Genomic DNA, 24876 nt, shown 5'->3' with positions numbered 1-24876 from the left:
ATCATGAACACGAAGAAGCGCACGGCCGTCGCGGGACTGGTGACCGCGGCCGTGTTCGCCGCCGCCGGATGCAGCGGCGCCACCCCGAACGCGGAGACCGGCGGCAAGACACTGGACGCCGCCAAGCTCACGCTCACGCCGACCACCACCGCCGCCAAGGGCCCGCTGGACAAGGCGAACTGGCTGCTGGAGGACGAGCCGGACTCGCTCGACCTCGACACCCAGGGCACCAGCGCCGGACGCGTCGTCCTCACCAATGTCTGCGAGCGGCTCTACCAGCTCCAGCCCGACATGAGCGTGCGGCCGTTCATCGCCGAGAAGGCGCGGACGCCCGACGACAGGACACTCGTCCTCACGATCCGCTCCGGCGTCACCTTCCACGACGGCACCGAGCTGACCGCCGACGACGTGCTGTGGAGCCTTCAGCGGCACGCCGACCCGGACATGGAGCAGGGCGACGAGTTCACCAATGTCGCCGGCATGAAGAAGACCGGGGAACGCGAGATCACCGTCTCCTTCAAGGCGCCCGACGCGCTGTTCACCAAGGCGCTCGCGGGCGACGCGGGCATCGTCTGGAACAAGGAGCAGGTGGCGAAGGCCGGCAAGGAGTTCGGCACGCCGGGCCAGGCCGACGCGTGCTCGGGGCCGTACACCTTGCAGAGCTGGAAGTCCGGCGACTCGATCACGCTCCAGGCGTACGACGGGTATTGGGGCAGCAAGCCGCTGACCCGGCAGGTGGTCTTCCGCTGGGCCGCCGACAGCGCGCTGGTCAACGCGCTGACAACCGGTGCCGCCGACGGCGCGTACGCCGAATCGCCCAACACGGCGGCCGCGTTGAAGGGCAAGAAGGGCATCGACCAGCACTACGGCCCCTCCACCGCATCGCTCGTCCTCATCCCGACCGAGCGCGGCGGACTGAAGGACCCGAAGATCCGCCGGGCGCTCTCGCTCACGCTGGACCGGGCCGGGATCGCCAAGTCCGGTTACGGCGGCCTGGTCCAGCCGTGGGGCACACCGGTCGGATCCGGATCGTGGGGATACCAGAAGCCGGCCTTCGAGGCCGCGCAGAAGGCGGTGACCGGCGCGCCCGCGAGTCCGTCCGCCGACGATCTGGCCGAGGCGAAGAAGCTGGTGAAGGAGGCGGGCGCGGCGAACGGGCCGATCGTGATCGGGACCGACGCCAGCCAGGGCCGTACGGTCGTCGCCAACGCGGTGCGCTCCGCGCTCCAGCGGATCGGGCTCAAGGGACAGATCAAGACGGTTCCGACGGCGCAGTTCGAGGAGTTCTACAGCGATCCGCAGGCCCGCGCAGAGATCGATGTCCTGGTCGGTGACTGGTACATCTCCAAGTCCGACCCGATGGGCTTCTACGACAACGCGCTCTCGGACTCCTCCAACAACTGGGTCGGCTTCAAGGACCCGGCGTACGACGCCACCGTCAAGAAGGCGCTGGGCACGCTGGACGACGCGGACCGCGCGAAGCTCACGATCGAGGCGCAGCGGAAGTTCACCGACTCCGCCGTGTGGATCTCGGTCGCGCAGGTGCCGTCCGTGCTGGTGCTGAAGTCCTCACTGACCGGCCCGCCCGCGTCGATGGCGTACCTCTACTACCCGTGGGCCGCTCAGCTCGGCGCGAAGGAGTGATGCGCTGATGCTCGCCCGGACATCCCGGCGGCTGGCGGGGCTGCTCGCCACTCTCTTCGCCGCCTCGTTCGTGATCTTCGCAGCGGTGTACGCGGCGCCCGGCGACCCGGCCGTCTTCCTGGCCGGCGGGCGCGACAAGCTCACGCCGGAAAAGCTGGAACTGGTGCGGGCGCAGTACCACTTGGACGAACCGCTGGTCGTCCAGTACGGCCGCTGGCTGTGGGACTGCCTCCATCTCGACCTCGGCCGCTCCTTCAAGTACAGCGACCAGGTGGCCGATCTGCTGGCCGCCCGCCTCCCGACCACGCTCGCGCTCGTCGTGTACGCCACGGTGCTCTTCGTCGTGGTGGGCGTCGGCGCGGGTGTGCTCGCGGCCGTACGGCGCGGCACCTGGGTCGACTCGGCCGTCGTCGGCGGGACGACGCTCGCCGCTTCCGTGCCGTCGTTCGTGTCGGCGATCGCGCTGGTCGCGCTGTTCGGCGTCCAGCTCGGCTGGTTCCCGGTCACCGGCAGCGGCGAAGGACTCGCCGGGACGCTGCACCATCTCACCCTGCCCGCACTGTCGTTGGCGCTCGGCGCGCTCGCACTGATCAGCCGTGTGACACGGCAGGCGATGGTGGAGGCGGGCGGCGCCGACCATGTCGCGGTGGCGCGGGCGTCCGGCCTTCCGGAGCGGGACATCGTCCGCCGCCATGTGCTGCGCAACGCGCTCGGCCCGATCGTCACCATGTGCGGCCTGGTGATGGCGGGCATGCTCGCCGGGACCGTCGTCGTCGAGACGGCCTTCGGGATCAGCGGCATCGGCTCGCTGCTCGTCGGCGCGATCAACACCCATGACTTCCCGGTCGCGCAGGCCGTCCTGCTGCTGATGGTCACCGGCTACATCGCGGTGACGACGGCCGTCGATCTGGTGCATCCGCTGCTGGACCCGAGGGTGAAGGAGGCCGTGGCATGACCGCGCTGACACTCGCTCCCGTGGGGGCGCGCAGGCCCCTGGGGATCATCGCCGCGGGCGGCTTCCTCGGCCTGGTCGTCCTGGCCGCCGTCCTCGCACCGCTGCTCGCTCCTTACGCACCGGACGCGATCGACCTGTCCGCCTCACTGGCCGGCACCACCGGCGCGCATCCTCTCGGCACGGACTCGTCCGGGCAGGACCTGCTGTCGCGGGTGCTGTTCGGGGCCCGTACGAGCCTGATCGCACCGCTGCTGCTGCTGGCCATCGCCGCTCTGCTCGGCGTGACGCTCGGCACCGTGGCCGCATGGCGCGGCGGCTGGGCCGACGCGCTGGTCTCCCGGGTCACGGACGTCATGTACGCGTTCCCCGGGCTGCTGTTCACCGTCCTGATCATCGCGGTGTTCGGCGCCGGAATGACCACGTCCGTGCTGGCGCTCGGTCTTGCGTACACGCCGACGGTCGCCAAGTACACGCGGTCGGTGGCGCTCGCCGAGACACGCAAGCCGTATGTCGACGCGTACCGGGTGCAGGGCATGGGCGGGGCCAGGATCTGTACGTTCCACCTCGTCCCGAACCTCGCCCGCACCATCGTCGGCTATCTGGTCGTGCTCTTCGGCGAGGCACTGATGTCCCTCGCGACGCTCTCGTACCTCGGCTTCGGCGCGCAGCCGCCGAGTTCCGACTGGGGCCTGATGGTCCAGGAGGGCCAGGCCGCCGTCGTCCAGGGCGCGCTGCTGCCGGCGCTCGTCCCGGGCACGGCGATCGCCGCGGTCGTCGTGTCCTTCAACGTCGTCGGGGTCTGGGCCGCCGACCGACTCGGCTCCCGGAGGTAACCGTGCTGCTGGACATCGAACATCTCACCCTGCGGCTGCCGGGTGCCGCCCGGCCGCTGCTCGCGGACGTGTCCCTGCGCGTCGCGGCGGGTGAAGTCGTCGGCCTCGTCGGCGAGTCCGGCTCCGGCAAGTCGACCACCGCTAAGGCGGTGCTGCGGCTGCTGCCGGAGGGTGCGTCGGCGTCCGGCGCCGTCCGCGTCGACGGTACGGATGTGCTCGCCCTGACCGGCGAGGCGCTGCGGGCGCACCGGGCCGGCCCGGTCGCGATGGTCCACCAGGACCCGCGGGCGGCGCTCAACCCGGTGCGCAGGATCGGCGACTTCCTGACGGAACGGGGCGCGTCCGCCGAGCGTGCGCATGAACTCCTCGACGCGGTCGGCCTGTCCGACCCGTCGAAGCGGCTGCGTCAGCGTCCCCATGAACTGTCCGGCGGCATGCTCCAGCGCGTCGTCATCGCCGGCGCGCTGGCGTCCGGCCCCCGGCTGCTGCTCGCGGACGAGGCGACGAGCGCGCTGGATGTCACGACCCAGGCGGAGATCCTGGCGCTGCTGCGAAAGCTGCGCGACGAACGGGGACTCGGGCTCATGTTCATCACGCACGATCTGCACCTGGCGGCGGCGTACTGCGACCGGGTCTATGTGATGTACGCGGGCCGGGTCGTCGAGGAACGCTCGTCCTCTCTTCTCTTCGGCGATCCGCGCCACCCGTACACCCAGGGCCTGTTGGCCTGCTCGCCGACGCTGGGCGAAGGAGAGCTCGGCGCCCCGATCCCGGGCCGCCCGCCGTCGCTGGCGGACGCGTTCACCGGCTGCGAGTTCGCTCCCCGCTGCCCGGCGGCCGAGGACGCCTGCACCACCGGCCCTCCTGAGCCGGTGCCGCTCGCCGACGGGGGCACGGCGGCGTGCCGCCGGGTCTCCCCGCACCCGCCCGTCCTTGTTCCGGAAGGGAGCGTCCGATGAGTGAGGCACTGCTGGTCGCGGACCGGCTGCGGAAGGAGTACCGGCTGCCGGGCGGCACGAGCCTCGTCGCCGTCGACGGGATTTCGTTCACCGTGGGCGAGGGCCGGGCCCTGGGCATCGTGGGGGAGTCCGGGTCCGGGAAGACGACCGTCGCGCGGATGCTCGTGGGGCTCGTACGGCAGGACAGCGGGAGCGTGGCCGTCGCCGGGCGGGTGCGCGGAGCCAAGCCGCCGCGCGGGCGGGCCGCGAGGCTGGGGCGGGCGCGGGAGGTGCAGATGGTGTTCCAGGACCCGTACGTCTCGCTCGATCCGCGGCTCACTGCCCGCCGCTGCCTGACCACCGCACTGCGGCTGCACGACCGGGAAGACGCCCTGGCCGACGGGCTGCTGGAGCAGGTCGGGCTCGGGACCAGGGAGGCCGGAGCGCGGCCGCACGAGCTGTCCGGCGGGCAGCGGCAGCGGCTCGCGATCGCGCGGGCGCTCGCCGTGGATCCGCGCGTGCTGGTGCTGGACGAGGCCGTCGCCGCGCTGGACGTCTCGATCCAGGCGCAGATCCTTCAGCTGCTCGGCGAGATCCGCCGGGAGACGGGCGTGGCCCTGGTCTTCGTCAGCCATGACCTGGCCGTGGTGCAGCACATCACCGACGACGTGCTGGTCATGCGCCGCGGCGCGGCCGTCGAACAGGGCGCGACCGGGGCCGTGCTGGCCGCGCCGGAGCATCCGTACACCCGGCGGCTGCTCGCCTCGGTGCCCCGGCCCGGCTGGGACCCGTCGGCGGTTCCGGCGTAGCCGCCGGCCGGCAAAGTCCGGGACAACCGGAAGGCCTCAGAACAAAGGGCAGGAGCCCCGAACCGTACAGACCGTACGGTTCGGGGCTCCTTGGGTACTGCTAAGTCGTGCGCGATCGCCGACCCCGGGCAAGTTAGGCCGGGGTGACGTTCTCCGCCTGCGGGCCCTTCGGGCCCTGAGTGACGTCGAAGTTCACGACCTGGTTCTCCTCGAGGGAGCGGAACCCGGACGCGTTGATCGCGGAGTAGTGGACGAAGACATCCGGGCCGCCGCCGTCCTGGGCGATGAAGCCGAAGCCCTTTTCAGCGTTGAACCACTTGACGGTTCCGGTAGCCATAAGCCCTCCTTGGGCCAAAGGGTTGCCCTGCTCCAGAACCTGCAAGAAGTCTGAAAACTACAAAAGCCTGCGGGTTACATGCTCCGCAGGCTCTGTACTGCAAGGGAAACCAAACTGCAACTTGGCGTCGAGCCTAGCATGCAGCGTCGGCAAAGCGGTAGAGGGAAAGATCACGTCACCCGGACGTTTGAAGTGATCTTGAACGGCCGGTGAAATCCCAGCTCGGAGCGGGTTGCGCGGGAGCTGTGGCGCGCCACGCGGGCGCGCCCTTCCGCCCCCGTGCACCCCGTCGCGCCCCGCAGGTCTAGCCTCACGATGTGGACAGTCCTGCAGAGAGCACAGCATCGGGTCATCGCCGCGTCCGGCCCCGCGTCGGGCACATCCAGTTCCTCAACTGCCTGCCCCTTTACTGGGGGCTGGCGCGCACCGGAACCCTGCTCGATCTCGAGCTGTCGAAAGACACCCCGGAGAAGCTCAGTGAGCAGCTGGTCCGCGGCGAACTGGACATCGCGCCGATCACTCTCGTGGAGTTCCTGCGCAATGCCGACCAGCTGGTCGCCTTCCCGGATCTCGCGGTCGGCTGCGACGGGCCGGTGATGTCCTGCGTGATCGTCTCGCAGGTGCCGCTGGCGCATCTGGACGGCGCTCGCGTGGCGCTCGGGTCCACCTCGCGCACCTCCGTACGCCTGGCGCAGCTGCTGCTGGCCGAGAAGTACAAGATCGAGCCCGACTACTACACCTGCCCGCCCGACCTCGGCCTGATGATGCAGGAGGCGGAGGCCGCCGTGCTGATCGGCGACGCCGCGCTGCGCGCCTCGCTGCACGATGCGCCGAACCTCGGTCTCCAGGTCCACGATCTGGGGCTGATGTGGAAGGAGTGGACGGGGCTGCCGTTCGTCTTCGCGGTGTGGGCGGCGCGCAAGGAGTATCTGGAGCGCGAGCCCCTCGTCGTGCGCAAGGTGCACGAGGCCTTTCTCGCCTCGCGGGACCTCTCGCTGGAGGAGGTCACCAAGGTCGCCGAGCAGGCCGCCCGTTGGGAGACCTTCGACGCGGAGCTGCTGGAGCGGTACTTCACGACGCTGGACTTCCGCTTCGGGCCCGAGCAGCTCGCCGGCGTACGGGAGTTCGCGCGCCGGACCGGGCCGACGACCGGATTCCCGGCGGACGTACGGGTCGAACTGCTCGCTCCCCTGACGGCTACGGCCGACCGCTAGGTCGCGTCTTCCGGATCAGGCGCTAGGACGACGGGATCGGGGCCTGCATGTGCTCGCTGATCCACTGGATCGACCCGTCGCCCATGCCCTTCACATAGGTCTTGGCGTTGTGCTCGCCGTCCTGGATGACCTGGACCCGGGTCTTGACCGGGCCCTTGCCGTAGACCCGCGCGAAGTTCTGCACCTTCTTCATCCCGGACTCCTTGGTGCCGACCTGGAAGGCCAGATACACGGCGTTGCCCTTGGTGTCGGGCTTGGCGCCGAGGGCCTTGGCCAGCTTCTCCGGGTTGTTGGCCTGGCGCTCCGCCTCGTGGCCCGACCAGAGGGGCGAGTCCGGGACGGTGTCGGGGCCGGAGGCGATCACGGCCTTGAACCTGTCCGGGTGCTGGAGCACGGACTTCAGGCCGACGAACGCGCCGGACGACGAGCCCATGAAGGCCCAGCCGTCACGGGACTTGAAGGTACGGAAGTTGGCCCTGACGAAGTCCGGGACGTCCTCGGTCATCCAGGTGCCCATCTTCGGCTGTCCCGGGATGTCGCTACCGTCGTAGTAGTACTTGTCGTCCGGGTTGAGCACCGGCATCACGACGACGAAGGGCAGGCTCTTGCCCTCCTTCGACCACTTGCTGATGCTGCTCTGCAGCTTGAGGTCGGTGCCCATCCAGTAGTTCTTCGGATAGCCGTTGCCGCCGGGCAGGGCGATCAGGACCGGGAAGCCGCTGTTCGCGTACGTGGGATCGAAGTACTCCTTCGGCGCCCACACCCAGACCTTGCCGGTGAAGCCGGACTTCTTGCCCTCCAGCGTGGTGACGCCGATCTTGGTGCCGTCGTCGAGGCTGTTCTGGGTGGTGAAGGAGGCCTTGGGGCCGGTCGGCATCAGCGTCTTGGCCGCGGCCTCCGACACCCCGTTGTTGTTGCCCTTGCTCCCTCCGCCGGCCGGCTGCCGGGCGGTGGCCGTGGCCGTCGGGCCGTCGAAGGAGACCGGCTCACCCTCCTCCGAGCAGCCCGAGACGAGCGCGACAGAGCCGAGGGCGACGGCGGCTATGAGGGCTTTGGGCAGGCGTTTCATGGCGGGACTCCGAGCGGTGTTTTCGGACAAGCCGTGTGAATTACGCCCAGGGAGATGGCTGTTCTCACGGTTCGGTTCCGGCCCGCGGCCCGAGGGCGGCGTCAATCCTCGTGATGCCGAACACGCCGGGGCCTAGGCTGAATCCCGGAAGCCCGGCAAGGGCACGAGCAAGAGCTGGGCGAGGCAATCGGGGGAGTGCAGATGCAGCCGCTGGATCCGGGCGAGCCGCAGAGCATCGGTGCGTACCGGCTGCTCGGGCGGCTGGGTGCGGGCGGAATGGGCCGCGTCTATCTCGGGCGCAGCGCCGGCGGCCGTACGGTCGCGGTCAAGGTCATCCATCCGCACCTCGCGCTCGACGAGGAGTTCCGGGCGCGGTTCCGGCGCGAGGTCGAGGCCGCGCGGCGGGTCGGCGGCCAGTGGACCGCGCCGGTGCTCGACGCGGATCCGGAGGCCTCCGTGCCCTGGGTCGCCACCGGCTATGTCGCCGGGCCGCCGCTCTCACAGGCCGTCGCCGAACACGGCCCGCTGCCCGCGCACTCGGTACGGGTGCTGGGCGCCGGACTCGCGGAGGCGCTGGCGGCCGTGCACGCGCTGGGCCTGGTGCACCGCGATGTGAAGCCGTCCAATGTGCTGCTGACGCTCGGGGGCACCTCCCAGGCCGGCGGCTCCGTGGGAGGCCCGCGGCTGATCGACTTCGGCATCGCGCGCGCCACCGACGGCACCGCCTCGCTCACCTCCACCGGTGTCTCGGTCGGCTCACCGGGCTACATGTCGCCGGAGCAGATCCTCGGCAAGGGCGTCACGGGCGCGGCCGATGTCTTCTCGCTCGGCGCTGTCCTGGCGTACGCGGCGACCGGCTCGGCTCCCTTCCCGGGCGACTCCTCGGCCGCGCTGCTCTACAAGGTGGTCCACGAAGAGCCCGAACTGGGCTTGCTGGAGGGCGATCTGCGCGAACTGGTCGCCGCCTGCCTCGCCAAGGACCCGGCCGCGCGGCCCACGCCCGGCGAGATCGCGAGCAGGCTCGCGCCGGGCGGCGCCGCGGCGCTGGTCGGCGCGGGCTGGCTGCCCGGCCCGCTGGTGGAGCAGGTCAGCCGGTCGGCGGTGAGCCTGCTGGACCTGGAGCCGGCGGACGCTGTGCCGGCGGATGCGGCGTCGGGTCCGGTCGCTTTCAGCAGCCCGTCCATCGGGACGTTCGGGACGTTCGGGCCGCCGGTGGAGCCGGTCGGTGCACCGCACACGCCGACGCCCACACCGTCGCCGGGTACACCGCTTCCGGGTAACGGCCGCCGGAGGGTGAGCTGCACGGTCACGCTGACCCTGGCCGCCGCGCTCGCCGCGGTCACCATCGGCGGCGGCTTTGTGCTCGACCTGTGGCCGGGCACGAAGGACAAGACGAGCGACCAGGGCGCCCGGCCGCCTTCCTCCAGCAGCCCGTCGAGTCCGGGGGCCACCGCATCGGCCGAGCCCGGCGAGAGCGTGGACGAGGTGCCGAAGGCGTTCGTCGGCACCTGGAAGGGTCCGTTCAAGGTCAGCCTCGCCGGGAGCGAGCTGGAGGCCGGGACCTTCTCGGTCGTCATCAAGACCGGCAAGGTCGGCAAGAAGATCGCCACGGTCAGCCAGTTCGACGCGCTAGGGAACCTCTCCTGCGAGGACAACCTGGTGCTGCGCCGGGCGACCACGACGGAGCTCCTCACCGACGGCAGGTCCAGCGGCAAGGCGGGCAACAGCTGTACGCCGGGCACCCACACCGTGAAGCTGCGGCTCAACGGCTCCAACGTGGAGTACACCTCCGACGAGCCCCGGGCCGGCGACCCGCGCGCCACCCTGGAGCGGACCGAGTGACCCGTGCGCCCGCCGCGCCACCGCGCCCGCGGGTCGCCGACGTGGCTGGCGTAGGCTGGACCGGCCCGAAGATGCTCTGAAAGACCGCCGAAAGGTGACGCCCGGTGACCGAGAAGGCCGACCTTCAGTCCGTGCTGGACCGTGCTGCCGAGGGTGGGCGGATCACCCCGGAAGAGGCGCTGGAGCTGTACCGCTCAGCGCCGCTGCACGCGCTCGGCTCGGCGGCCGACGCCGTACGCCGACGGCGGTACGCGGGTACGGAGCACATCGCGACGTACATCATCGAGCGCAACATCAACTACACCAATGTGTGTGTCACGGCCTGCAAGTTCTGCGCCTTCTACGCGCCGCCGAAGGACACGGACAAGGGCTGGACCCGCGACCTCGACGACATCCTGCGGCGCTGCGCCGAGACCGTCGAACTGGGCGGCACGCAGATCATGTTCCAGGGCGGGCACCACCCGGACTTCGGCGTCGAGTACTACGAAGAGCACTTCTCGGCGATCAAGGCCGCCTACCCGCAGCTGGTCATCCACTCCCTCGGCGCGTCCGAGGTCGAGCACATGGCCCGTATCTCCGGTGTCTCCGCCGAGGAGGCCATCCGCCGGATCCACGCAGCCGGGCTCGACTCCTTCGCGGGCGCCGGCGCCGAGCTCCTGCCCGCGCGGCCGCGCAAGGCCATCGCGCCGCTCAAGGAGTCCGGCGAGCGCTGGCTGGAGATCATGGAGATCGCGCACGGGCTCGGTGTGGAGTCCACGTCGACCATGCTGATGGGCACCGGCGAGACCAACGCCGAGCGGATCGAGCATCTGCGGATGATCCGCGACGTACAGGACCGGACGGGCGGTTTCCGGGCCTTCATCCCGTACACGTACCAGCCCGAGAACAACCACCTCAAGGGCCGTACGCAGGCGACGCTCTTCGAGTATCTGCGGATCATCGCCGTCGCGCGGCTCTTCCTCGACAACGTGGCGCACATCCAGGGCTCGTGGCTCACCACCGGCAAGGAGATCGGCCAGCTGTCGCTGCACTACGGCGCGGACGACCTCGGCTCGATCATGCTGGAGGAGAACGTCGTCTCGTCGGCCGGTGCGAAGCACCGCTCCAACCGGCTCGAGATCATCGACCTGATCCGCAAGTCGGGTCGCGTCCCGGCGCAGCGCACGACGACGTACGAGCACATCCTGGTCCACGACGACCCGGCGAACGACCCGGTCGACGAGCGGGTTGCCTCGCACATCTCGTCCACGGCGATCGACGGCGGCACGGCGCACCCGGAGCTCAAGCTCCTGAACGCCAACTGAGCCGGTTTTGCTGACGATCCACGTCGCGGACCTGCTGCTGCCCGGCGGCGGGCGTGAGCCCGTGGCGGGCGGCGCGGTCGCCGTCCAGGGCCGCGAGATCGTGGCCGTCGGCCCGTACGAAGAGCTGGTGGCCGCGTATCCGGGCGCGCGGGTGCGGCGCTGGCCGGGCGTGCTCGCGCCGGGCCTGTTCCAGCCGGACGGCCCCGGACTGCTGGAGCGGACCTACCATCCGGACCCGCGCGAGGCGGCCGAGCTCGGCAGCGCGCCGATCACCGGAGACGCGCTTGCCGCACTGGCAATGACCGATACGCGCTGGGGCGCGAGCGCCCGGCGTGGGGTCCAGCGGATGCTGGCCCACGGCACCGTCGCGGTCGCCGGGCCGTTCACCCGGCCCACGGTCCGTACGGCGGTGGCGCGTTCGGGGCTCCGGGTCGGGGAGGCGGGGCGGGCCGGGCTGGTGGCCGGCGGGCCCGCCGACTTCGCGGTCTTCGATGTTCCGGTGGACGAAATGGACGAAGTTCCGGAGCGGGCACTGAGGTTGGACGGCGCGGGCGGCTGCGTCGCGACCGTACTCGGTGGACGGCTCGTATACCGGCGCGCGTAGGGTGGCACCCGCCTGTGTGACGGGAGGGCCCTGTGGTGTTTGTGATGCGGGTGGTGTCCGCAGCCGCCGCCTTGGTGCTCGCGGCCGCCTCGGCAGCGAACGCGGCCGGCAGCGCGGCCGGGGACGACCCGGCCCCGACGCGGGCCGACATCGCCGCCGACGCGCTGCGCCAAGAGCCGGTCTACATCAGTCCTCACCTCGACCCTGGGGCCGTCGGGCCGCAGGACATGAAGCGCCTGCACCAATCCGCGGACCGGCTCAAAGCCGCCGGCATCCCGGTCTTCGTCTCAGTCAGCCCGGTCTGGGACGGCGACGGAAGCGGCGAGTTCGGCGTCGCGTATCTCGCGCTGCTGCACGACCGGTTGCGCAAGGACGGGGCGTACGTCCATGTCGACGCGAACGGCCGCACGCAGATCCGCGCCTACGGCGTGCGGCCCGCGGGCAGCGCCGAGACCGTCTCGAACCGGCTGCGCGGCTGGGCCGACGACCCGGAGACCTCGCTCGCCGATCTCGCCGTGCTCGCGGTGGACGGGCTGCGCACCGGACAGGTGCCCACGGCTCCTTCGACGACCGGTGACGACATGGCGTACATCGCACCGCAGTACCGGGCCGAGAAGGCGGCGCTGGTCGTCGGCACGGTCGGCGCGGTGGCGGTCGCGGTGCTGGGGCTGCTGCACCGGTTCACCGATCTGCCGCTGTGGCCCCGGCGGCGCAGACAGGCACCCGCCGACCCTGCGGTGGACTGGCGGTCCGCCCCGGAGCTGCCCGATCCGACGTACGAGACGCTGTACGAGCTGGCCGACCGCCGCCTCGAAGCCCTCACCCTGGCGCTGGCGACGGCGAGTTCGGCCAGGCTGCCTGTCGCCGGATCGGTGGCGGCGATCGCCCAGGACCTCGCGGACGACCTGGTGATCTGCTGCCTTCCGGCCGGTTTCGAGACGGAGGACGAGGAGGGCCGGGCCGTCCTGGAGGCCATTGATCTGCCGGACATCGTGGCCGCGATCGAGTTGGGCCGGATCGGGATGCTGGCGCTGGCGGCGCTGCGTGACGGTGTTCCGTACGAGCACCAACCGCCGTGTTTCTACCATCCGTTGCACGAGCGGGGTGCCGAGGTGGTGCCGTACCCGGGCAGGGACGGCGAAGTGGACGTCATGATCTGCCCGTCCTGCGCCGAGCGCGGGCCCGAGCCGCTGCTCACGCGGTTCGGCGGCGAGATGGTGCCGTACTACGAGTCCGACGACGTCAACCCGGTGTGGCGGCAGACCGGGTACGGCGCAGCGAACACGCCCTGGGACGCCGGGCGGCTGCTCGCCGTGTTCGCCACCTGGGTCGACGAGGGCCTGGAGGACGGCGAGGCGGACGACGCGGCACAGAACGCCGATGTCGGCGAAGGAGCCAGGGCATGAAAACGACCGGGATTCTGCTCGCCGCGGCCGCGCTGCTCACCTTCGGCGCGGCGGCACCGTCGCCTGCCGCCGCGTACGACCCCGTCGCGAAGGCGGCCGGTGAACTCAAGCAGCGGCCGGTGTACGTCGATCCGGACCTCGGCCATCTGCTCAAGGCCGAAGACCGGGCGAAGCTCGAAACCGGGCTGAAGAAGCTGCGCACACCGGTGTACGTCGCCGTCCTGCCGGGCGTGCCCCAAGGGTTCATCAACGACGCGCGGATCCGCGACCTGGCCAAGAAGACCGGCAGGAACGGCGCATACATCCTCGTCATGGACGACGGCTGTTTCGGCGTCAACACCCAGACGCTGCCGAAGAAGAAGCCCCTGGAGATCCCGCAGCAGTGCGAGCGCAACAGCGCAAGCATCCGCGATCTCGCGCTGACCTACGCGCGAGCCACCGACCGGCTCGCCGACGCTCCGCCCGGAAAGCTCACCGGCTCGACGACCTGGGACGACCCGTACGAGGAAGACCCCGCGGACGCGGCGGCCGCCAAGGCGGCCGAGCGCCCGGACGATCGGCTCACCGCCGACGACTGGGGCAAGATCCTGACCGCCCTGATCCCGGGCGCGCTGGTCGGCGGCTATGTGCTGCGGCCGCTCGTGATCCTGCTGGTCCGGCTCGTACGCCGCAGGCCGACGACGCCGCCCCGCTCGGTCCGCCGGGCCAGGGCCGCGCTCGACGCCCGGCTGGAGGGAGTGAGATGACCGGGCGACGCGCCGTGCTGCTTCTGCTGTCCGGAGTCCTGCTGCTCATCGGTCCGGCCGGTCAGGCGGCGGCCGCCGAGCCGCCGGACCGCGCGCGGGCGATCGCGGACCGGCTCGCCCGCGATCCGGTCTATGTCGACCCGGCCAGAAGCACACTGCTCGACGCCTCCGTCCAGGACAGGCTCCGCAAGCGGATCGGCTCCTCCAAGGTGCCGATCTATGTCGTGGTCGCGCCGAACCGCCACGAGCACACCGACCCGTACGAAGGCGACCCCGAGATCCTGCTGGCCTTCGTCCACGACCGGCTGCGGCGCGACGGCGTGTATGTCGTCGCCGACGAGGACGGCGACGATCTGGTGGCGCAGGAGTACGGCGTGGAAAGGGACGCCGAGACGGCCACGCTGCTCGGCGACTACGGCGACCCGCTGCGCGTATCGCTGCCTCGTTTCGTCGACGCGGTGGCGTCCGGCACGGCGGAGCAGCGGTACGAGGAGGAGAACGGCTGGAACGACGAAGGGCCGTCGGGAAAGACGTCCGGCTGGCCGGTCCTCGGAATCCTCGTGGTGATCATGCTGGTGCTCGCCGGGTTCCTGACCCACCGGATCAGAAGGCTGCGGCGGCTCCCGTAAGGGTCGTGCACCCGGGCTGCTTGAATGGGTGCGTGATCCGAGCCTCCCTGGACAAGCAGCCGCACGAAGTCGCCTCGATGTTCGACGACGTGGCGGCGAACTACGACCTCACGAACGATGTGCTCTCGCTCGGCCAGGACCGGCGGTGGCGCAAGGAGGTCGCGAAGGCGGTCGACGCGCGGCCGGCGCAGAAGGTCCTCGATCTGGCCGCGGGCACGGGCACCTCGTCGCTGCCGTTCACCGCCGCCGGCGCGTATGTCGTGCCCTGCGACTTCTCGCTCGGCATGCTGCGCGAGGGCAAGAAGCGCCATCCGTGGCTGCCGCTGACCGCGGGCGACGCGACGAAACTGCCGTTCCGCGACGATGTCTTCGACGCGGTCACGATCTCCTTCGGGCTGCGCAATGTGCAGGACACCGACCAGGCGCTGAGCGAGCTGTACCGGGTGACCAAGCCGGGCGGGCGGGTCGTGATCTGCGAGTTCTCGCATCCGACCTGGGCGCCGTTCCGGACGGTGTACGAGGAGTATCTGATGCAGGCGCTGCCGCCGGTGGCGCGTGCGGTCTCCTCCAACCCCGACGCGTACGTCTATCTCGCCGAGTCCATCCAGTCCTGGCCCGATCAGCCGGCGCTCGCCGCGCGGCTGCAGAAGGCCGGCTGGTCGAAGGTGGCCTGGCGGAATCTGACCGGCGGGATCGTGGCGCTGCACCGCGGCACCAAGCCTGAGTAAGCGGCGATGAACTATCAGTCGGTCCTGGAACGGATCGCGGAGGACGTCGCACCACAGGTCGGCCACGGCACGCCCGCCGAGTACATCCCGGCGCTCGCCTCCGTCGACCCGCACCGCTTCGGCATGGCCATCGCCGACGTGGACGGGAATGTCTACGGCGTCGGGGACTGGCGGCAGCCCTTCTCCACCCAGTCGATCACCAAGGTCTTCACGCTCGCCCTCGCGCTGGCCCACGGCGGCGACGACCTGTGGGAGCGGGTCGGGCGCGAGCCGTCCGGCAATCCGTTCAACTCGCTGGTGCAGCTGGAGTACGAGAGCGGGATTCCGCGCAATCCGTTCATCAACGCGGGCGCGCTCGTCGTCACCGACCGCCTGCTGACCCTGACCGGCGACGCCAGCCGCGAACTGCTGGAGTTCCTGCGGCAGGAGTGCGGAAACGACCGGCCCTCCTTCGACACCGAGGTCGCCGAGTCCGAGTCCGCGGCCGGCTCGCGCAACGCCGCCCTGGCCCACTTCATGGCCTCGTACGGCAATATCGCCAACCCGGTCCCGACCCTCCTCGACCACTACTTCTGGCAGTGCTCGATCGAGATGAGCTGCGCGGATCTGGCCCTGGCGGCCCGGTTCCTGGCCCGGCACGGGCTGCGCGCCGACGACTCCCGGCTGCTGTCCCGCAGTGAGGCCAAGCAGATCAACGCGGTGATGCTCACCTGCGGGACGTACGACGCGGCGGGGGAGTTCGCCTACCGCGTCGGGCTGCCGGGCAAGAGCGGCGTCGGCGGCGGGATCGTCGCCGTGGTGCCGGGGCGCTGCACGCTGTGCGTGTGGAGCCCGGGGCTCGACGAGCAGGGCAACTCGGTGGCGGGCGTGGCGGCGCTGGACCGGTTCACGACACTGACGGGTCTGTCGGTGTTCTAGGGCCTTTCGTCTGGATCAGGCCGGATCAGTGAGCGGGTCTGGTGTCATGGGGCCTCCCCGGGCCCCCAGGGCCCAGGGGACGGATCGCAAGGCGGAGGAGGGAGGCATGGCGGAGCCATGCCGACTGACGACAACGCGGCAGATGTGGGTGCCAGGGCACGCGAGCCCGGCAAGACCCAGACGACAGGCCCTAGGCGGCCGAGGCTGCCTCCGTGATTGGGAACCGGCGGGTGGGCAGGATGAGTCAGTTGCTTACGACTTCCTTATCTCCAAGGCCTGTTGCCGCTCTTTCCCGCTCGGAGTCTTTCCATGGCGCACTGTCCACACTGCGGTTCCCCGTCCCCGGACGAGGCGCGTTTCTGCATGAAATGCGGGCGTGAACGGCTCCCGGCGGCAGCGCCTTTGCCGCCCCTGCCACCCGCACCACCGGCATACGCGGCCGGGCCCGACGAGCCCTCGCCCGTCGCCGTGTTCTTCGGCCGGGTGTTCCGCGGCGACTGGCTCGCGTCCGCGCGTGCCGCGCTCTGGCCCGCTGGGCTGGTGCTGGTGCTCGCGGTGGCGCTCGCCATCCCCTCGTACACCGATGACGGCGAGACCGCCATCGGCTGGAGCGACCGGTTCCGGATCGCGCTGGCACTGCTGTTGCAGGCCGTCGGCGGCGGCTTCGAGGTGAAGGCGGCGGGCGGATCGCCGTTCGGCTCCGACCCCGAGTCCGGTTCCGGCTCCGGCTCCGGTTCCGGCTTTCCCGACAGCTCGGGCGGGGGTCTCGACGCGGTCGGCGCGGGCTCGCTCTCGCTGGTGCCGCTGACGGTGACGCTGCTGTGGATCGGCGCGGTGTATCTCGGCGCGCGGATGCTGCGTACGCAGGGGGCGGGACTGGAAGCGGCGGTACGGCTCTCGCTGCTGGCCGGAGGTGTCGTGCTGGTGCTCGGGCTCTTCGCCCAGCCCGACTTCCAGGGCCTGGAGGTCTCCTCGTCGCCGCTGCTCGCGGCGCTCGGCGCGCTGGCCATCTCGCTGGCGGTCTCCTGCGGAGTGCTCCAGCGCGATCACCTCGCGTCCTGGCTGTCCCAGCGTCCGGCCGCGGCCTCCGCGGTCCGCGCACTCGGCGCCGCGGTACGAGCACTCGGCGCGGTTGTCGCGCTCTGCTCGGTGGCCGGCTTCATCGTGTACGCCAACGCGGACGACGTGGACGGCACCGCCCTCCTGTTCGCGCTGCCGGTCCTGCCGAACATCGGGATGGCGGTGCTCGGGCTGAGCTGGGGCGTGCCGGTGGAGTTCGATGTGGCGGGCCAGTACAGCGGGTTCGGCGACTCCGCGGAGCACGGCTCCTTCGGACTCGCCGAGATCGGCGACCTCTGGGGCAACGGCGCGGTCGCGGGGACGGTGGCGCTCGGCGTGGTCTGCGCGCTCACCCTCGGCGTCTGGACCGCCCGCCGTGCCTCGGACCGCCGCGAGCAACTGCTGGCAGGCGGCTGCGTGTTGGCCCTGATCCTGCTGCTCACGGCCGCGAGCGGGGTCTCGGTCGCGATCGCGGGAGGCCTGGGCGACTGGGGCGGCACGGGCACGTCGGAGTTCGCCCCGAGCGTCCCGGACACGCTGCTGTTCGGTCTCCTGTGGGTGGCAGCGGCGACCTTCGTCGGCCCGTACGCCCTCCGCCTGACGGGCCAGTCCCCGGGCATGTACGCCCCGCCGCTCACGGGCGTGCCGATGCCGGGCGCCCCGTCGGCCTTCGCGGGCCCGGCGGTGCCGGGTGCCGCGGCCTACCCGGCGCCTCCCGCCGTGCCCGATGGCGCGGCGGGTCTTCCGCCCGGTCCGGGCGGCCTCGACGCCGCCCAGGCGGGTCCTGTGGTGCACCCGGTGGCCCCGGCTGCGCCTGGCATTCCAGCCGCGCCTGGCATTCCGGCCGGTCCGGCCACCGAGGCGGACCCGGCTGCCCAGGCCATGCCGGGCGGCCCGGCGGCGCAGGCGGATGCCGTGGCCGAACCGGCGGGCCCGGGTGCCCCCGGCGCGCCCATGTCCCTCCACGCCGCCGAGACCTATGTGCCCGCGGCGTACGACCCCCGCACCGTCAACCTCGCCGCCGCACCCGCACCCGCTCCCGCCAATCCCGAGCGCAAGCGCAAGGCTCTCGTCTGGACCGCGACCCTCCTGGCCGCCTTCGTCGTCGGAGGCGGTGCCACCGCCGGGGTCCTTGTCCTGCAGGAGGACCGCGGCAGCTCCGGGCAGGCGCAGAACAAGCCGCCCGCCGCCTCGCCGTCCGAGACCACAAGCCCGCAGCAACAGGCCTCGGCCACACCGAGCACGGAACCGACCCCGGCACCGACGCCCACCCCGTCGACGTCCACGGACGGGAGTCCAAGCCCCACGAGCCCCACCATCCCCGCCGGTTTCGTCCTCAAGCAGGACCCCGCCGGATTCTCCGTCGCCGTCATGGACGGCTGGACGCGGCGGCAGGCCGGCAGCCAGATCTTCTACGAGGCCCCGACCGGCGGCGACTACCTCCAGATCGGCGTCGTCAAAAACACCCCGATGTCCTCGTACGAGAACTTCCTCGGCCTGGAGAACAAGCACCAGGAGACCCCGGAGACCCAGTACCGCCGCACCCAGCTGGTCCAGAACACCTATCAGGGACGGCCCGGCGCCCTCTGGGAGTTCACCCACGTCCCCGAGCCCGACGAGGGCGGCCTCCGGCGGCATGTCATCGACCAGGCCTTCGTCGCCGACGACGGCACGGAGTTCGCGATCCTGGCCGCCGGCCGCGCCGAGTTGTGGGACCCGGACAAGGACATCGTGTTCTCGACCGCCCTCAAGACCTTCACAGCCGGAGGCTGAAGCAGTAGCCCTCCTGCTGCGACGCCGGCGTTGTGAACCGCCCCGCCAGCTCCATCCCCAGCCGCCGCGTCACGGCGATCGACCGCTCATTGCGCGCGTCCACCATCGCCACCACCCGCTCCACCCCCGCCGCCCGCACCCGCTCCAGCGTCGTGCGGGCGGCGGCCGTCGCATATCCCTTGCCCCACGCCGACCGCGCCAGCCGCCATCCGATCTCGATCTCGCCGACCGGTCCGAAGTCCTCGTGCGGCCACGGCTGCGCGCCGGTGAAGCCGATGACCTCGCCCCGCTCGTCGAGCATCGTCCACAGGCAGAAGCCGCGCTCCGCGTCGTGTCTGCGCTGCCGGGCCGTGAGCTCCTCGTACACCGAGAGCTCCGCCGACGACCCACCGTGGAACTCCATGACGTCCGGGTCGTCGAAGACCCGGTGCCACGCCGGCGCGTCCTCGTCGGTGGGCACGCGCAGCTGTACGGCGGGGACCGGCCTGCTCATAGGGGGAGCCCTTCAGTTTGTGGATCAGTACGCACCCATAGACTGCACATGTCCTGTGCCCTTCGGTACGCAATATTCGAGTCTTCGGGAGAACCCGCCGTGACCGAGCCCCTCTCCGAACACACCGCCGATGTGATCGTCGTCGGGGCAGGCCCGGCCGGCTCCACGACCGCGTACTACCTCGCCAAGGCGGGACTGGACGTGCTGCTGCTGGAGAAGACGGCCTTCCCGCGCGAGAAGGTCTGCGGCGACGGCCTGACGCCGCGCGCCACCAAGCAGCTCGTGTCGATGGGCATCGACATCTCCGAGGAAGCCGGCTGGCTCCGCAACAAGGGCCTGCGGATCATCGGCGGCGGCGTCCGGCTGCAGCTGGACTGGCCGGATCTCGCCTCCTATCCGGACTACGGACTCGTCCGCAAGCGCGACGACTTCGACGAGCAGCTGGCGCGGCAGGCGCAGAAGGCCGGCGCGCGGCTGTACGAGCGGTGCAATGTCGGCGCGCCCGTCATCGACGACCGTACGGGCCGAATCACCGGCGTCCACGCCAAGCTCGGCGAGGAGAAGCGGGAAGTCACCTTCCACGCTCCGCTGGTCGTCGCCGCCGACGGCAACTCGTCGCGGATCTCCCTCGCGATGGGTCTGCACCGGCGTGAGGACCGGCCGATGGGCGTGGCGGTACGGACGTACTTCACCTCGCCGCGCCACGACGACGACTATCTGGAGTCCTGGCTGGAGCTGTGGGACCGCCGCGGCCCGGGCGAGGACCGGCTGCTGCCCGGCTACGGCTGGATCTTCGGCATGGGCGACGGCACCTCGAACGTCGGCCTCGGCGTCCTCAACACATCCGCCTCCTTCAAGGAGCTGGACTGGCGCGAGGTGCTGAAGGCGTGGTGCGCATCGATGCCGGAGGACTGGGGCTACACCCCGGACAACATGACGATGCCGATCCGTGGTGCCGCGCTCCCGATGGCCTTCAACCGCCAGCCGCACTACACCAAGGGCCTGCTGCTGGTCGGCGACGCGGGCGGGCTGGTCAACCCGTTCAACGGCGAGGGCATCGCGTACGCCATGGAGTCCGGCCAGATCGTCGCCGACATCATCGTCCAGGCCCACGCCCGGCAGACCCCGGCCCAGCGCGAACTGGCCCTGCACAGCTACCCGAAGGTCCTCAAGGACACCTACGGCGGCTACTACACACTGGGCCGCGCCTTTGTGAAGCTGATCGGCAACCCGAAGGTCATGAAGATCGCGACCCAGCGCGGTCTGACGCATCCGCTGCTGATGAAGTTCACGCTGAAGATGCTGGCGAACCTCACCGACCCGACGGGCGGCGACGCGATGGACCGCATCATCAACGGCCTCTCGAAGGTGGCCCCCAAGGCCTGAGAGGTCCAACACGGCCGAGGGCCGCGGCTCCACCCCTGAGCGGGGAGGGAGCCGCGGCCCTTTCGTGTGCGTAGGCACAGACAGGCCCGGATAGGTCGAACAGCCGATGTGGCCGACCGGGCCGGGGGAAGAGTATTGCCGCGTCCATTCACCGGTCACGGAGCTGCGCGATGAATGCCCCGCCCAGATGGGGGAGTTGAAACCCGTCCCGGGAGTTAAGACCCGACCTGCGTCATCGCCGGGGCCAAGTGCGCCCAAATCCGAGCCCGAAACAGGAAGGAAGCATGTGCCCCCTTTGACCGAGAGACCCATGCCCGCGGTGGCGGGTGCGGCGAGACGAACGATGAAAAGATTCGCCGCTCGCGCTGTTCTCGTCGGCCTGCTGATGGGAGGGCTCGTGGCTCTCCCGGCCTCGCCCGCGGCGGCTGCCGACCCCGACCCGCCGCCCGCTCTCTCGCAGAACGCCACCGAGGCGGACCTGAAGTGGCAGCCGGCCCTCGACTATGACACCGACGGTTGCTACAACGTCCCGGCCATCGGGCCGGATGGCCGGATGGTCGAGGGCCTCACCACCGACGACACCACGGGCCCGGCCGGCTGCCGCGACCAGTCGGACCTCGACAACACGAACGCTTACTCCCGCCAACGGTGCAATTCTGGTTGGTGCGTCTACCTTTACGCCTACTACTTCGAAAAGGACGTCGCCGTCGAGAACGTACACGACGGTGGCCACACCCACGATTGGGAACACATCGCGGTGTGGGCCCGAGACGACAAGGCCGAGTATGTGGCCACGTCGGCGCACGGCGGATATGAGATCAGGCCGGCCGACGAGGTCGAATGGGACGGCACCCACCCCAAGATCGTGTATCACAAAGACGGAGCCTCAACTCACGCCTTCCGCTTCGCCACAACGGGCGACGAACCACCCGAGAACCACTACGGCGATTGGCGGCGCTCGGCACTGGTCTCCTACAACGGCTTCCCCAGCGGACTCCGCGACAAGCTGTTCGAACACGACTTCGGTGACGCCACGATAGCCATCAAGGACACTCAATTCGCGGGCAACCTCGAATCGGCCATCCCCCTTGGGTGCGCAGGCTCAGGGCCCCACGGGATCTGCACCTCAAGACCCCCCTTGTTCGACTTCGACTATGGCCTCGACGAAGGCTCACCCGGCACTCCCGAGGTACCTGATCCGCCTCAGCCGCCTGATCCGCCTCAGCCACCTCTGGACCCGAACGGACCGCACAGCGCGACCGTGAGGCTGATGCCGTTGGGCGACTCCATCACCTACGGAGTGGGCAGCTCCACCAAGTCGGGGTACCGGGCCGAGCTGTGGAAGATGCTCAGGGCGTACACCGACAAGCTGTCCTTCGTCGGTTCGCAGGAGTCGGGAGTCATGCCCGACGATGACCACGAGGGGTATCCGGGACGGCGTATCGACGAGTTGGCGACCATGGCCGACTGCACGGTCAAGAGGTCGACGCCGAACGTGGTGACCATCCACTTGGGCACCAACGACATGAACCAGAACTACGACCTCCCCAACGCGCCGAAGCGGCTCGGCAACCTGATCGACCAGGTACTCACCGACGCGCCCGGCTCGACCGTCGTGGTCGCCTCCCTCATCCCGTCCGTGAAGGCAGGGATGCAACCCAAGATCGACGCGTTCAACGCGGCACTTCCCGGCGTCGTCGCCGAGAAGGAACAGCAGGGCAAGCACGTGGTCCTGGTGAGTATGGACGCAGTCAGCACGTCTGAGCTGGCCGATACGTCCCACCCGAACGACGCGGGTTACGGGGACATGGCCAAGGCGTTCATGTCCGGAATCAACACGGCCTCCCGCAAGGGCTGGATCCAGGAACCCGCAGGGCCCGAGGGGGATCCCAAGACCTGTGCCGAGGGCTTTCAGCCGGGTCTCGGCGACGGCTGGAAGTCCATGGGTGTCATCGCGCCCGGTATGGGGGGTCCGGCAGGCAAGATCGAGCTGGTACAGCTCAACGGCGACAGCCGCGCCGACTACGTGAAGATCTTCCCGGACGGATCGGTGCGGGCCGCACTCAACACACAGAGCGCCGACGGCCGGATTCACTGGGTGGACCAGGGCATCATCGCCCCCGGTGTCGGACAGCCGGGCGAAGCCGTGCGCTTCGCCGACATGAACGGCGACGGGCTGGACGACTACGTCATTGTGGGCACCAAGGGATCAGTGTGGGCGTTCCTGAACAAGCCGGGCGCAGACGGGAAGTTCCACTGGGAAGCCACGGGCCGCATCTACCCCTACGCCCACGAGAAGGCGGTCGGCGACGAGACCGGGATCGAACTGGGATGGGAGCGCGAAGACGTGCGCCTGGCCGACGCCAATGGCGACGGCGTGGACGACTACCTGGTCATGGGCCCTGCCGGCTCCATGGACGCGTACATACGCACCCCGAACACCACCAACTGGTCCAAGATCGACACCTTCGCCACGGGAACCGACGCCGGGCCACGGGCGAGAGTGCGGCTGGCCGACGTCAATGGCGACCGCAGGACCGACTACCTGGTCGTCGGCGGCACCGGCGCCGTTCACGCCTACATCAACCACATGGCGGGAATGTCCGACGGCAACTTCACGGAGCACAAGTACTTCGCACAGGAGTCCTTCTATCCCGACACGACCGTGGCCTTCCGCGACGTCACCGGTGACGGCACGGCCGACTACCTCGTGATCCAGGGCGACCAAGTACAGGCCTGGGAGAACCGGGGCGGAAACAACATGCCGTCCTGATCAGGCCCGAGAGGTCCGGCACGGCGAAGGGCCGCGGCTCCACCCCCGAGCGGGGGAGCCGCGGCCCTTTTGCTGCCGTATGCGGACTTCTGCGGTCAGAGTACGCGTACCGCGCCGCTCGCCGGGTAACCCGACAGGTCCTGGATGACCACGCCCTTGCCGGGGTTGGCCGCGTCCAGGTACTTGCCGTCGCCGATGTAGACGCCGGTGTGGTACGCGCTGCCCGCACCGCCCCAGTAGAGGATGTCGCCGACCTGGAGGTTGGACGTGCCGACCTGGGTGCCGGCCACCGACTGGTCCTGCGAGACGCGCGGCAGGTCGATGCCGACCTGGCGGAACGCGGCCTGCACGAGGCTGGAGCAGTCCCAGGAGTTGGGTCCGGTCGCGCCCATGACGTACGCGTCGCCGAGCTGCGCCTTGAGGAAGGCGACAACGGTCGCGGCGGAGCCGGTGGCGTTGGAGGAGGTGCTGGTGTCCGCGGAGAGCGTGGTGCGCTCGGAGTCGCGGGAGGCGCGCTCCTGAGCGGCGGCCTGGGCGCGCTTCTTCTCCTCGGCCTTCTTCTTGGCCTCGGCCTTGCGCTCGGCCTCTTCCTTGGCCTTCTTGGCCGTCTGCGCGGCCTTCTTCGCTGCCGCGTCCTCCTGCGCCTGCAACTCGAGGTCGAGGGCGACCTGCTGAGTGGCGTCCACGGACTGCTGGACGGCGGCCTGGAGTTCGGCGGTGATCGTGGGCATCTCAATGGTCTCGGTCACCGGCTCGGCGTTCGCCGGTCCGGCAGCTCCGGCCACTGCGATGGTGCTGAGGACGCCACCGGCGACTCCGGCCCTGAGCGCGATCTTCGAGGCGCTCTTGGGGCGGGGCTTCCGGTGGCTGGGTATGTGAGCGGTGTGGGACATGAGTACTACCGCTATCAGGGGCTCATGGTTCCCATCAAGAAACGTGTGTTGCGCCACAGTTACGACCGGAATCTCTGAATCCGCTCTCTGTGGACGCTTATTGACGCCGTAACGGGCAATTCGGGCACGCCTGATCACTGCTGCGATCATGGGCTTTCCGTAAAAGGTCCGAATTGCCTGGCGCTTACCACCGCTTCACACGGTTGGCCAAGCCCGCTTTTGTTGAGAGTTCCAGCGAGTGGTACAGGTCACAGAAAGGTCACCGCCAGGACGCCGCCGGGTTGCGTCCGGCCGACGAAAAGCCGTCGCCGGAAGTTCGTGAATTTGTGCACGCGTCCACCTCGGTCCGCGAGGCCCCTCGGCCGAGTGAGAGGCGTCCTCTATCACCCGATGCGGTCCATCTCCAATTTGCTCGGGCGTGCACCGGCTTGATATGGCCACAAGCCCTCCACCAGCGACGACGCACCCGGATGTCACTTCCCGTGACCGCGCGGGCGCTTCGCGTACGAAGGTCACCACTCAT

At 70.2% G+C, this 24876-nt stretch carries 21 protein-coding genes and 2 pseudogenes; 18 read left to right on the top strand and 5 right to left on the bottom strand.

Features of this window, described 5'->3' with window-relative positions; translation table 11 throughout:
* Positions 1 to 3: 3 nt before the first annotated feature.
* The 5 genes from ACH4YL_RS15410 to ACH4YL_RS15390 are packed head-to-tail and all read left to right on the top strand — an operon-like array spanning position 4 to position 5179.
* Complete coding sequence (locus tag ACH4YL_RS15410; protein WP_398507793.1) at positions 4 to 1644, top strand: ABC transporter substrate-binding protein; 1641 nt, start codon at positions 4 to 6, stop codon at positions 1642 to 1644.
* 7 nt (positions 1645 to 1651) lie between these two features.
* The gene (locus tag ACH4YL_RS15405; protein ID WP_398507792.1) at positions 1652 to 2599 is read left to right on the top strand and encodes an ABC transporter permease; all 948 of its coding nucleotides are present in this window, start codon (positions 1652 to 1654) and stop codon (positions 2597 to 2599) included.
* Positions 2596 to 3432, top strand: a complete 837-nt coding sequence (locus tag ACH4YL_RS15400) for an ABC transporter permease (RefSeq protein WP_398507791.1) — start codon at positions 2596 to 2598, stop codon at positions 3430 to 3432. Before ACH4YL_RS15405 ends, ACH4YL_RS15400 begins: the two co-directional genes overlap by 4 nt.
* A 2-nt stretch (positions 3433 to 3434) precedes the next feature.
* Positions 3435 to 4391: an ABC transporter ATP-binding protein gene (locus ACH4YL_RS15395; RefSeq protein WP_398507790.1), complete on the top strand. Its 957-nt coding sequence runs from the start codon at positions 3435 to 3437 to the stop codon at positions 4389 to 4391.
* Positions 4388 to 5179, top strand: coding sequence for an ABC transporter ATP-binding protein (locus ACH4YL_RS15390; protein WP_398507789.1), 792 nt, complete (start codon positions 4388 to 4390; stop codon positions 5177 to 5179). Before ACH4YL_RS15395 ends, ACH4YL_RS15390 begins: the two co-directional genes overlap by 4 nt.
* A 133-nt stretch (positions 5180 to 5312) precedes the next feature.
* Here the strand turns inward: ACH4YL_RS15390 and ACH4YL_RS15385 are convergent, their stop codons facing one another.
* The gene (locus tag ACH4YL_RS15385; protein ID WP_003967102.1) at positions 5313 to 5516 is read right to left on the bottom strand and encodes a cold-shock protein; all 204 of its coding nucleotides are present in this window, start codon (positions 5514 to 5516) and stop codon (positions 5313 to 5315) included.
* Positions 5517 to 5833: 317 nt separating this feature from the next.
* On the opposite strand from ACH4YL_RS15385, the gene ACH4YL_RS15380 reads away from it, so the two are divergent.
* Positions 5834 to 6730, top strand: coding sequence for a menaquinone biosynthetic enzyme MqnA/MqnD family protein (locus tag ACH4YL_RS15380; RefSeq protein ID WP_398507788.1), 897 nt, complete (start codon positions 5834 to 5836; stop codon positions 6728 to 6730).
* Positions 6731 to 6752: 22 nt separating this feature from the next.
* Here ACH4YL_RS15380 and ACH4YL_RS15375 read toward each other — a convergent pair whose 3' ends face one another.
* Entirely contained in the window at positions 6753 to 7799 is a 1047-nt protein-coding gene (locus tag ACH4YL_RS15375) for an alpha/beta hydrolase (RefSeq protein ID WP_398507787.1), read from the bottom strand.
* A 201-nt stretch (positions 7800 to 8000) separates the two neighbouring features.
* Between ACH4YL_RS15375 and ACH4YL_RS15370 the strand changes: the two genes are divergently transcribed.
* From ACH4YL_RS15370 to ACH4YL_RS15325, 10 genes and pseudogenes are all read left to right on the top strand, one after another.
* Entirely contained in the window at positions 8001 to 9641 is a 1641-nt protein-coding gene (locus tag ACH4YL_RS15370) for a serine/threonine-protein kinase (protein WP_398507786.1), read from the top strand.
* A gap of 104 nt (positions 9642 to 9745) precedes the next feature.
* Positions 9746 to 10945: a cyclic dehypoxanthinyl futalosine synthase gene (gene mqnC, locus ACH4YL_RS15365; protein WP_398507785.1), complete on the top strand. Its 1200-nt coding sequence runs from the start codon at positions 9746 to 9748 to the stop codon at positions 10943 to 10945.
* Between the two features lie 7 nt (positions 10946 to 10952).
* Positions 10953 to 11549 (top strand): imidazolonepropionase-like domain-containing protein, encoded by a 597-nt coding sequence (locus ACH4YL_RS15360; protein ID WP_398507784.1) that lies wholly within the window; start codon positions 10953 to 10955, stop codon positions 11547 to 11549.
* 32 nt (positions 11550 to 11581) lie between these two features.
* Positions 11582 to 12955 carry a hypothetical protein gene (locus ACH4YL_RS15355; RefSeq protein WP_398507783.1) on the top strand — a complete coding sequence of 458 codons (1374 nt, stop codon included), beginning with the start codon at positions 11582 to 11584 and terminating at the stop codon, positions 12953 to 12955.
* Positions 12952 to 13701 (top strand): hypothetical protein, encoded by a 750-nt coding sequence (locus ACH4YL_RS15350; RefSeq protein WP_398507782.1) that lies wholly within the window; start codon positions 12952 to 12954, stop codon positions 13699 to 13701. The genes ACH4YL_RS15355 and ACH4YL_RS15350 overlap by 4 nt, the downstream gene beginning before the upstream one ends.
* Positions 13698 to 14330, top strand: a complete 633-nt coding sequence (locus ACH4YL_RS15345; protein WP_398507781.1) for a hypothetical protein — start codon at positions 13698 to 13700, stop codon at positions 14328 to 14330. The genes ACH4YL_RS15350 and ACH4YL_RS15345 overlap by 4 nt, the downstream gene beginning before the upstream one ends.
* A gap of 32 nt (positions 14331 to 14362) precedes the next feature.
* Complete coding sequence (locus tag ACH4YL_RS15340) at positions 14363 to 15058, top strand: demethylmenaquinone methyltransferase (protein ID WP_398507780.1); 696 nt, start codon at positions 14363 to 14365, stop codon at positions 15056 to 15058.
* Positions 15059 to 15064: 6 nt separating this feature from the next.
* A complete protein-coding gene (locus ACH4YL_RS15335; protein WP_398507779.1) occupies positions 15065 to 15976 on the top strand; it encodes a glutaminase in 912 nt (303 codons plus the stop codon).
* 309 nt (positions 15977 to 16285) lie between these two features.
* Positions 16286 to 16351, top strand: a pseudogene (locus tag ACH4YL_RS15330) (zinc-ribbon domain-containing protein); the annotation flags it as partial.
* Between the two features lie 27 nt (positions 16352 to 16378).
* Positions 16379 to 18808 (top strand): hypothetical protein, encoded by a 2430-nt coding sequence (locus tag ACH4YL_RS15325; protein ID WP_398507900.1) that lies wholly within the window; start codon positions 16379 to 16381, stop codon positions 18806 to 18808.
* Here the strand turns inward: ACH4YL_RS15325 and ACH4YL_RS15320 are convergent.
* Positions 18792 to 19301, bottom strand: a complete 510-nt coding sequence (locus ACH4YL_RS15320) for a GNAT family N-acetyltransferase (RefSeq protein ID WP_398507778.1) — start codon at positions 19299 to 19301, stop codon at positions 18792 to 18794. The two genes, ACH4YL_RS15325 and ACH4YL_RS15320, sit on opposite strands and share 17 nt — an antisense overlap.
* Before the next feature lie 99 nt (positions 19302 to 19400).
* Here ACH4YL_RS15320 and ACH4YL_RS15315 point away from each other — a divergent pair, with 99 nt between their 5' ends.
* Entirely contained in the window at positions 19401 to 20687 is a 1287-nt protein-coding gene (locus ACH4YL_RS15315; RefSeq protein ID WP_398507777.1) for a geranylgeranyl reductase family protein, read from the top strand.
* A gap of 215 nt (positions 20688 to 20902) precedes the next feature.
* Here ACH4YL_RS15315 and ACH4YL_RS15310 read toward each other — a convergent pair.
* A pseudogene (locus ACH4YL_RS15310) lies at positions 20903 to 21184 on the bottom strand (hypothetical protein); the annotation flags it as partial.
* Between ACH4YL_RS15310 and ACH4YL_RS15305 the strand changes: the two are divergent.
* On the top strand, positions 21073 to 23460 hold the full coding sequence (locus tag ACH4YL_RS15305) for an NPP1 family protein (protein ID WP_398507890.1): 2388 nt from the start codon (positions 21073 to 21075) through the stop codon (positions 23458 to 23460). The pseudogene ACH4YL_RS15310 and the gene ACH4YL_RS15305 sit on opposite strands and share 112 nt — an antisense overlap.
* 95 nt (positions 23461 to 23555) lie before the next feature.
* On the opposite strand, the gene ACH4YL_RS15300 is transcribed toward ACH4YL_RS15305, so the two are convergent.
* Entirely contained in the window at positions 23556 to 24353 is a 798-nt protein-coding gene (locus ACH4YL_RS15300; RefSeq protein ID WP_398507775.1) for a C40 family peptidase, read from the bottom strand.
* Positions 24354 to 24876 lie beyond the last annotated feature (523 nt).

The organism is Streptomyces sp. NPDC020681, from assembly GCF_044334895.1.
Taxonomy (GTDB): domain Bacteria; phylum Actinomycetota; class Actinomycetes; order Streptomycetales; family Streptomycetaceae; genus Streptomyces.
This window is presented reverse-complemented; position numbering and strand designations above follow the sequence as displayed.

Coding starts and splice junctions, on each gene's coding strand:
- ACH4YL_RS15320 (WP_398507778.1), bottom strand. CDS start 19,301: ATGAGCAGGCCGGTCCCCGCCGTACAGCTGCGCGTGCCCACCGACGAG.
- ACH4YL_RS15410 (WP_398507793.1), top strand. CDS start 4: ATGAACACGAAGAAGCGCACGGCCGTCGCGGGACTGGTGACCGCGGCC.
- ACH4YL_RS15405 (WP_398507792.1), top strand. CDS start 1,652: ATGCTCGCCCGGACATCCCGGCGGCTGGCGGGGCTGCTCGCCACTCTC.
- ACH4YL_RS15370 (WP_398507786.1), top strand. CDS start 8,001: ATGCAGCCGCTGGATCCGGGCGAGCCGCAGAGCATCGGTGCGTACCGG.
- ACH4YL_RS15305 (WP_398507890.1), top strand. CDS start 21,073: ATGGGAGGGCTCGTGGCTCTCCCGGCCTCGCCCGCGGCGGCTGCCGAC.
- ACH4YL_RS15390 (WP_398507789.1), top strand. CDS start 4,388: ATGAGTGAGGCACTGCTGGTCGCGGACCGGCTGCGGAAGGAGTACCGG.
- ACH4YL_RS15345 (WP_398507781.1), top strand. CDS start 13,698: ATGACCGGGCGACGCGCCGTGCTGCTTCTGCTGTCCGGAGTCCTGCTG.
- ACH4YL_RS15375 (WP_398507787.1), bottom strand. CDS start 7,799: ATGAAACGCCTGCCCAAAGCCCTCATAGCCGCCGTCGCCCTCGGCTCT.
- ACH4YL_RS15300 (WP_398507775.1), bottom strand. CDS start 24,353: ATGTCCCACACCGCTCACATACCCAGCCACCGGAAGCCCCGCCCCAAG.
- ACH4YL_RS15335 (WP_398507779.1), top strand. CDS start 15,065: ATGAACTATCAGTCGGTCCTGGAACGGATCGCGGAGGACGTCGCACCA.
- ACH4YL_RS15385 (WP_003967102.1), bottom strand. CDS start 5,516: ATGGCTACCGGAACCGTCAAGTGGTTCAACGCTGAAAAGGGCTTCGGC.
- ACH4YL_RS15350 (WP_398507782.1), top strand. CDS start 12,952: ATGAAAACGACCGGGATTCTGCTCGCCGCGGCCGCGCTGCTCACCTTC.
- ACH4YL_RS15400 (WP_398507791.1), top strand. CDS start 2,596: ATGACCGCGCTGACACTCGCTCCCGTGGGGGCGCGCAGGCCCCTGGGG.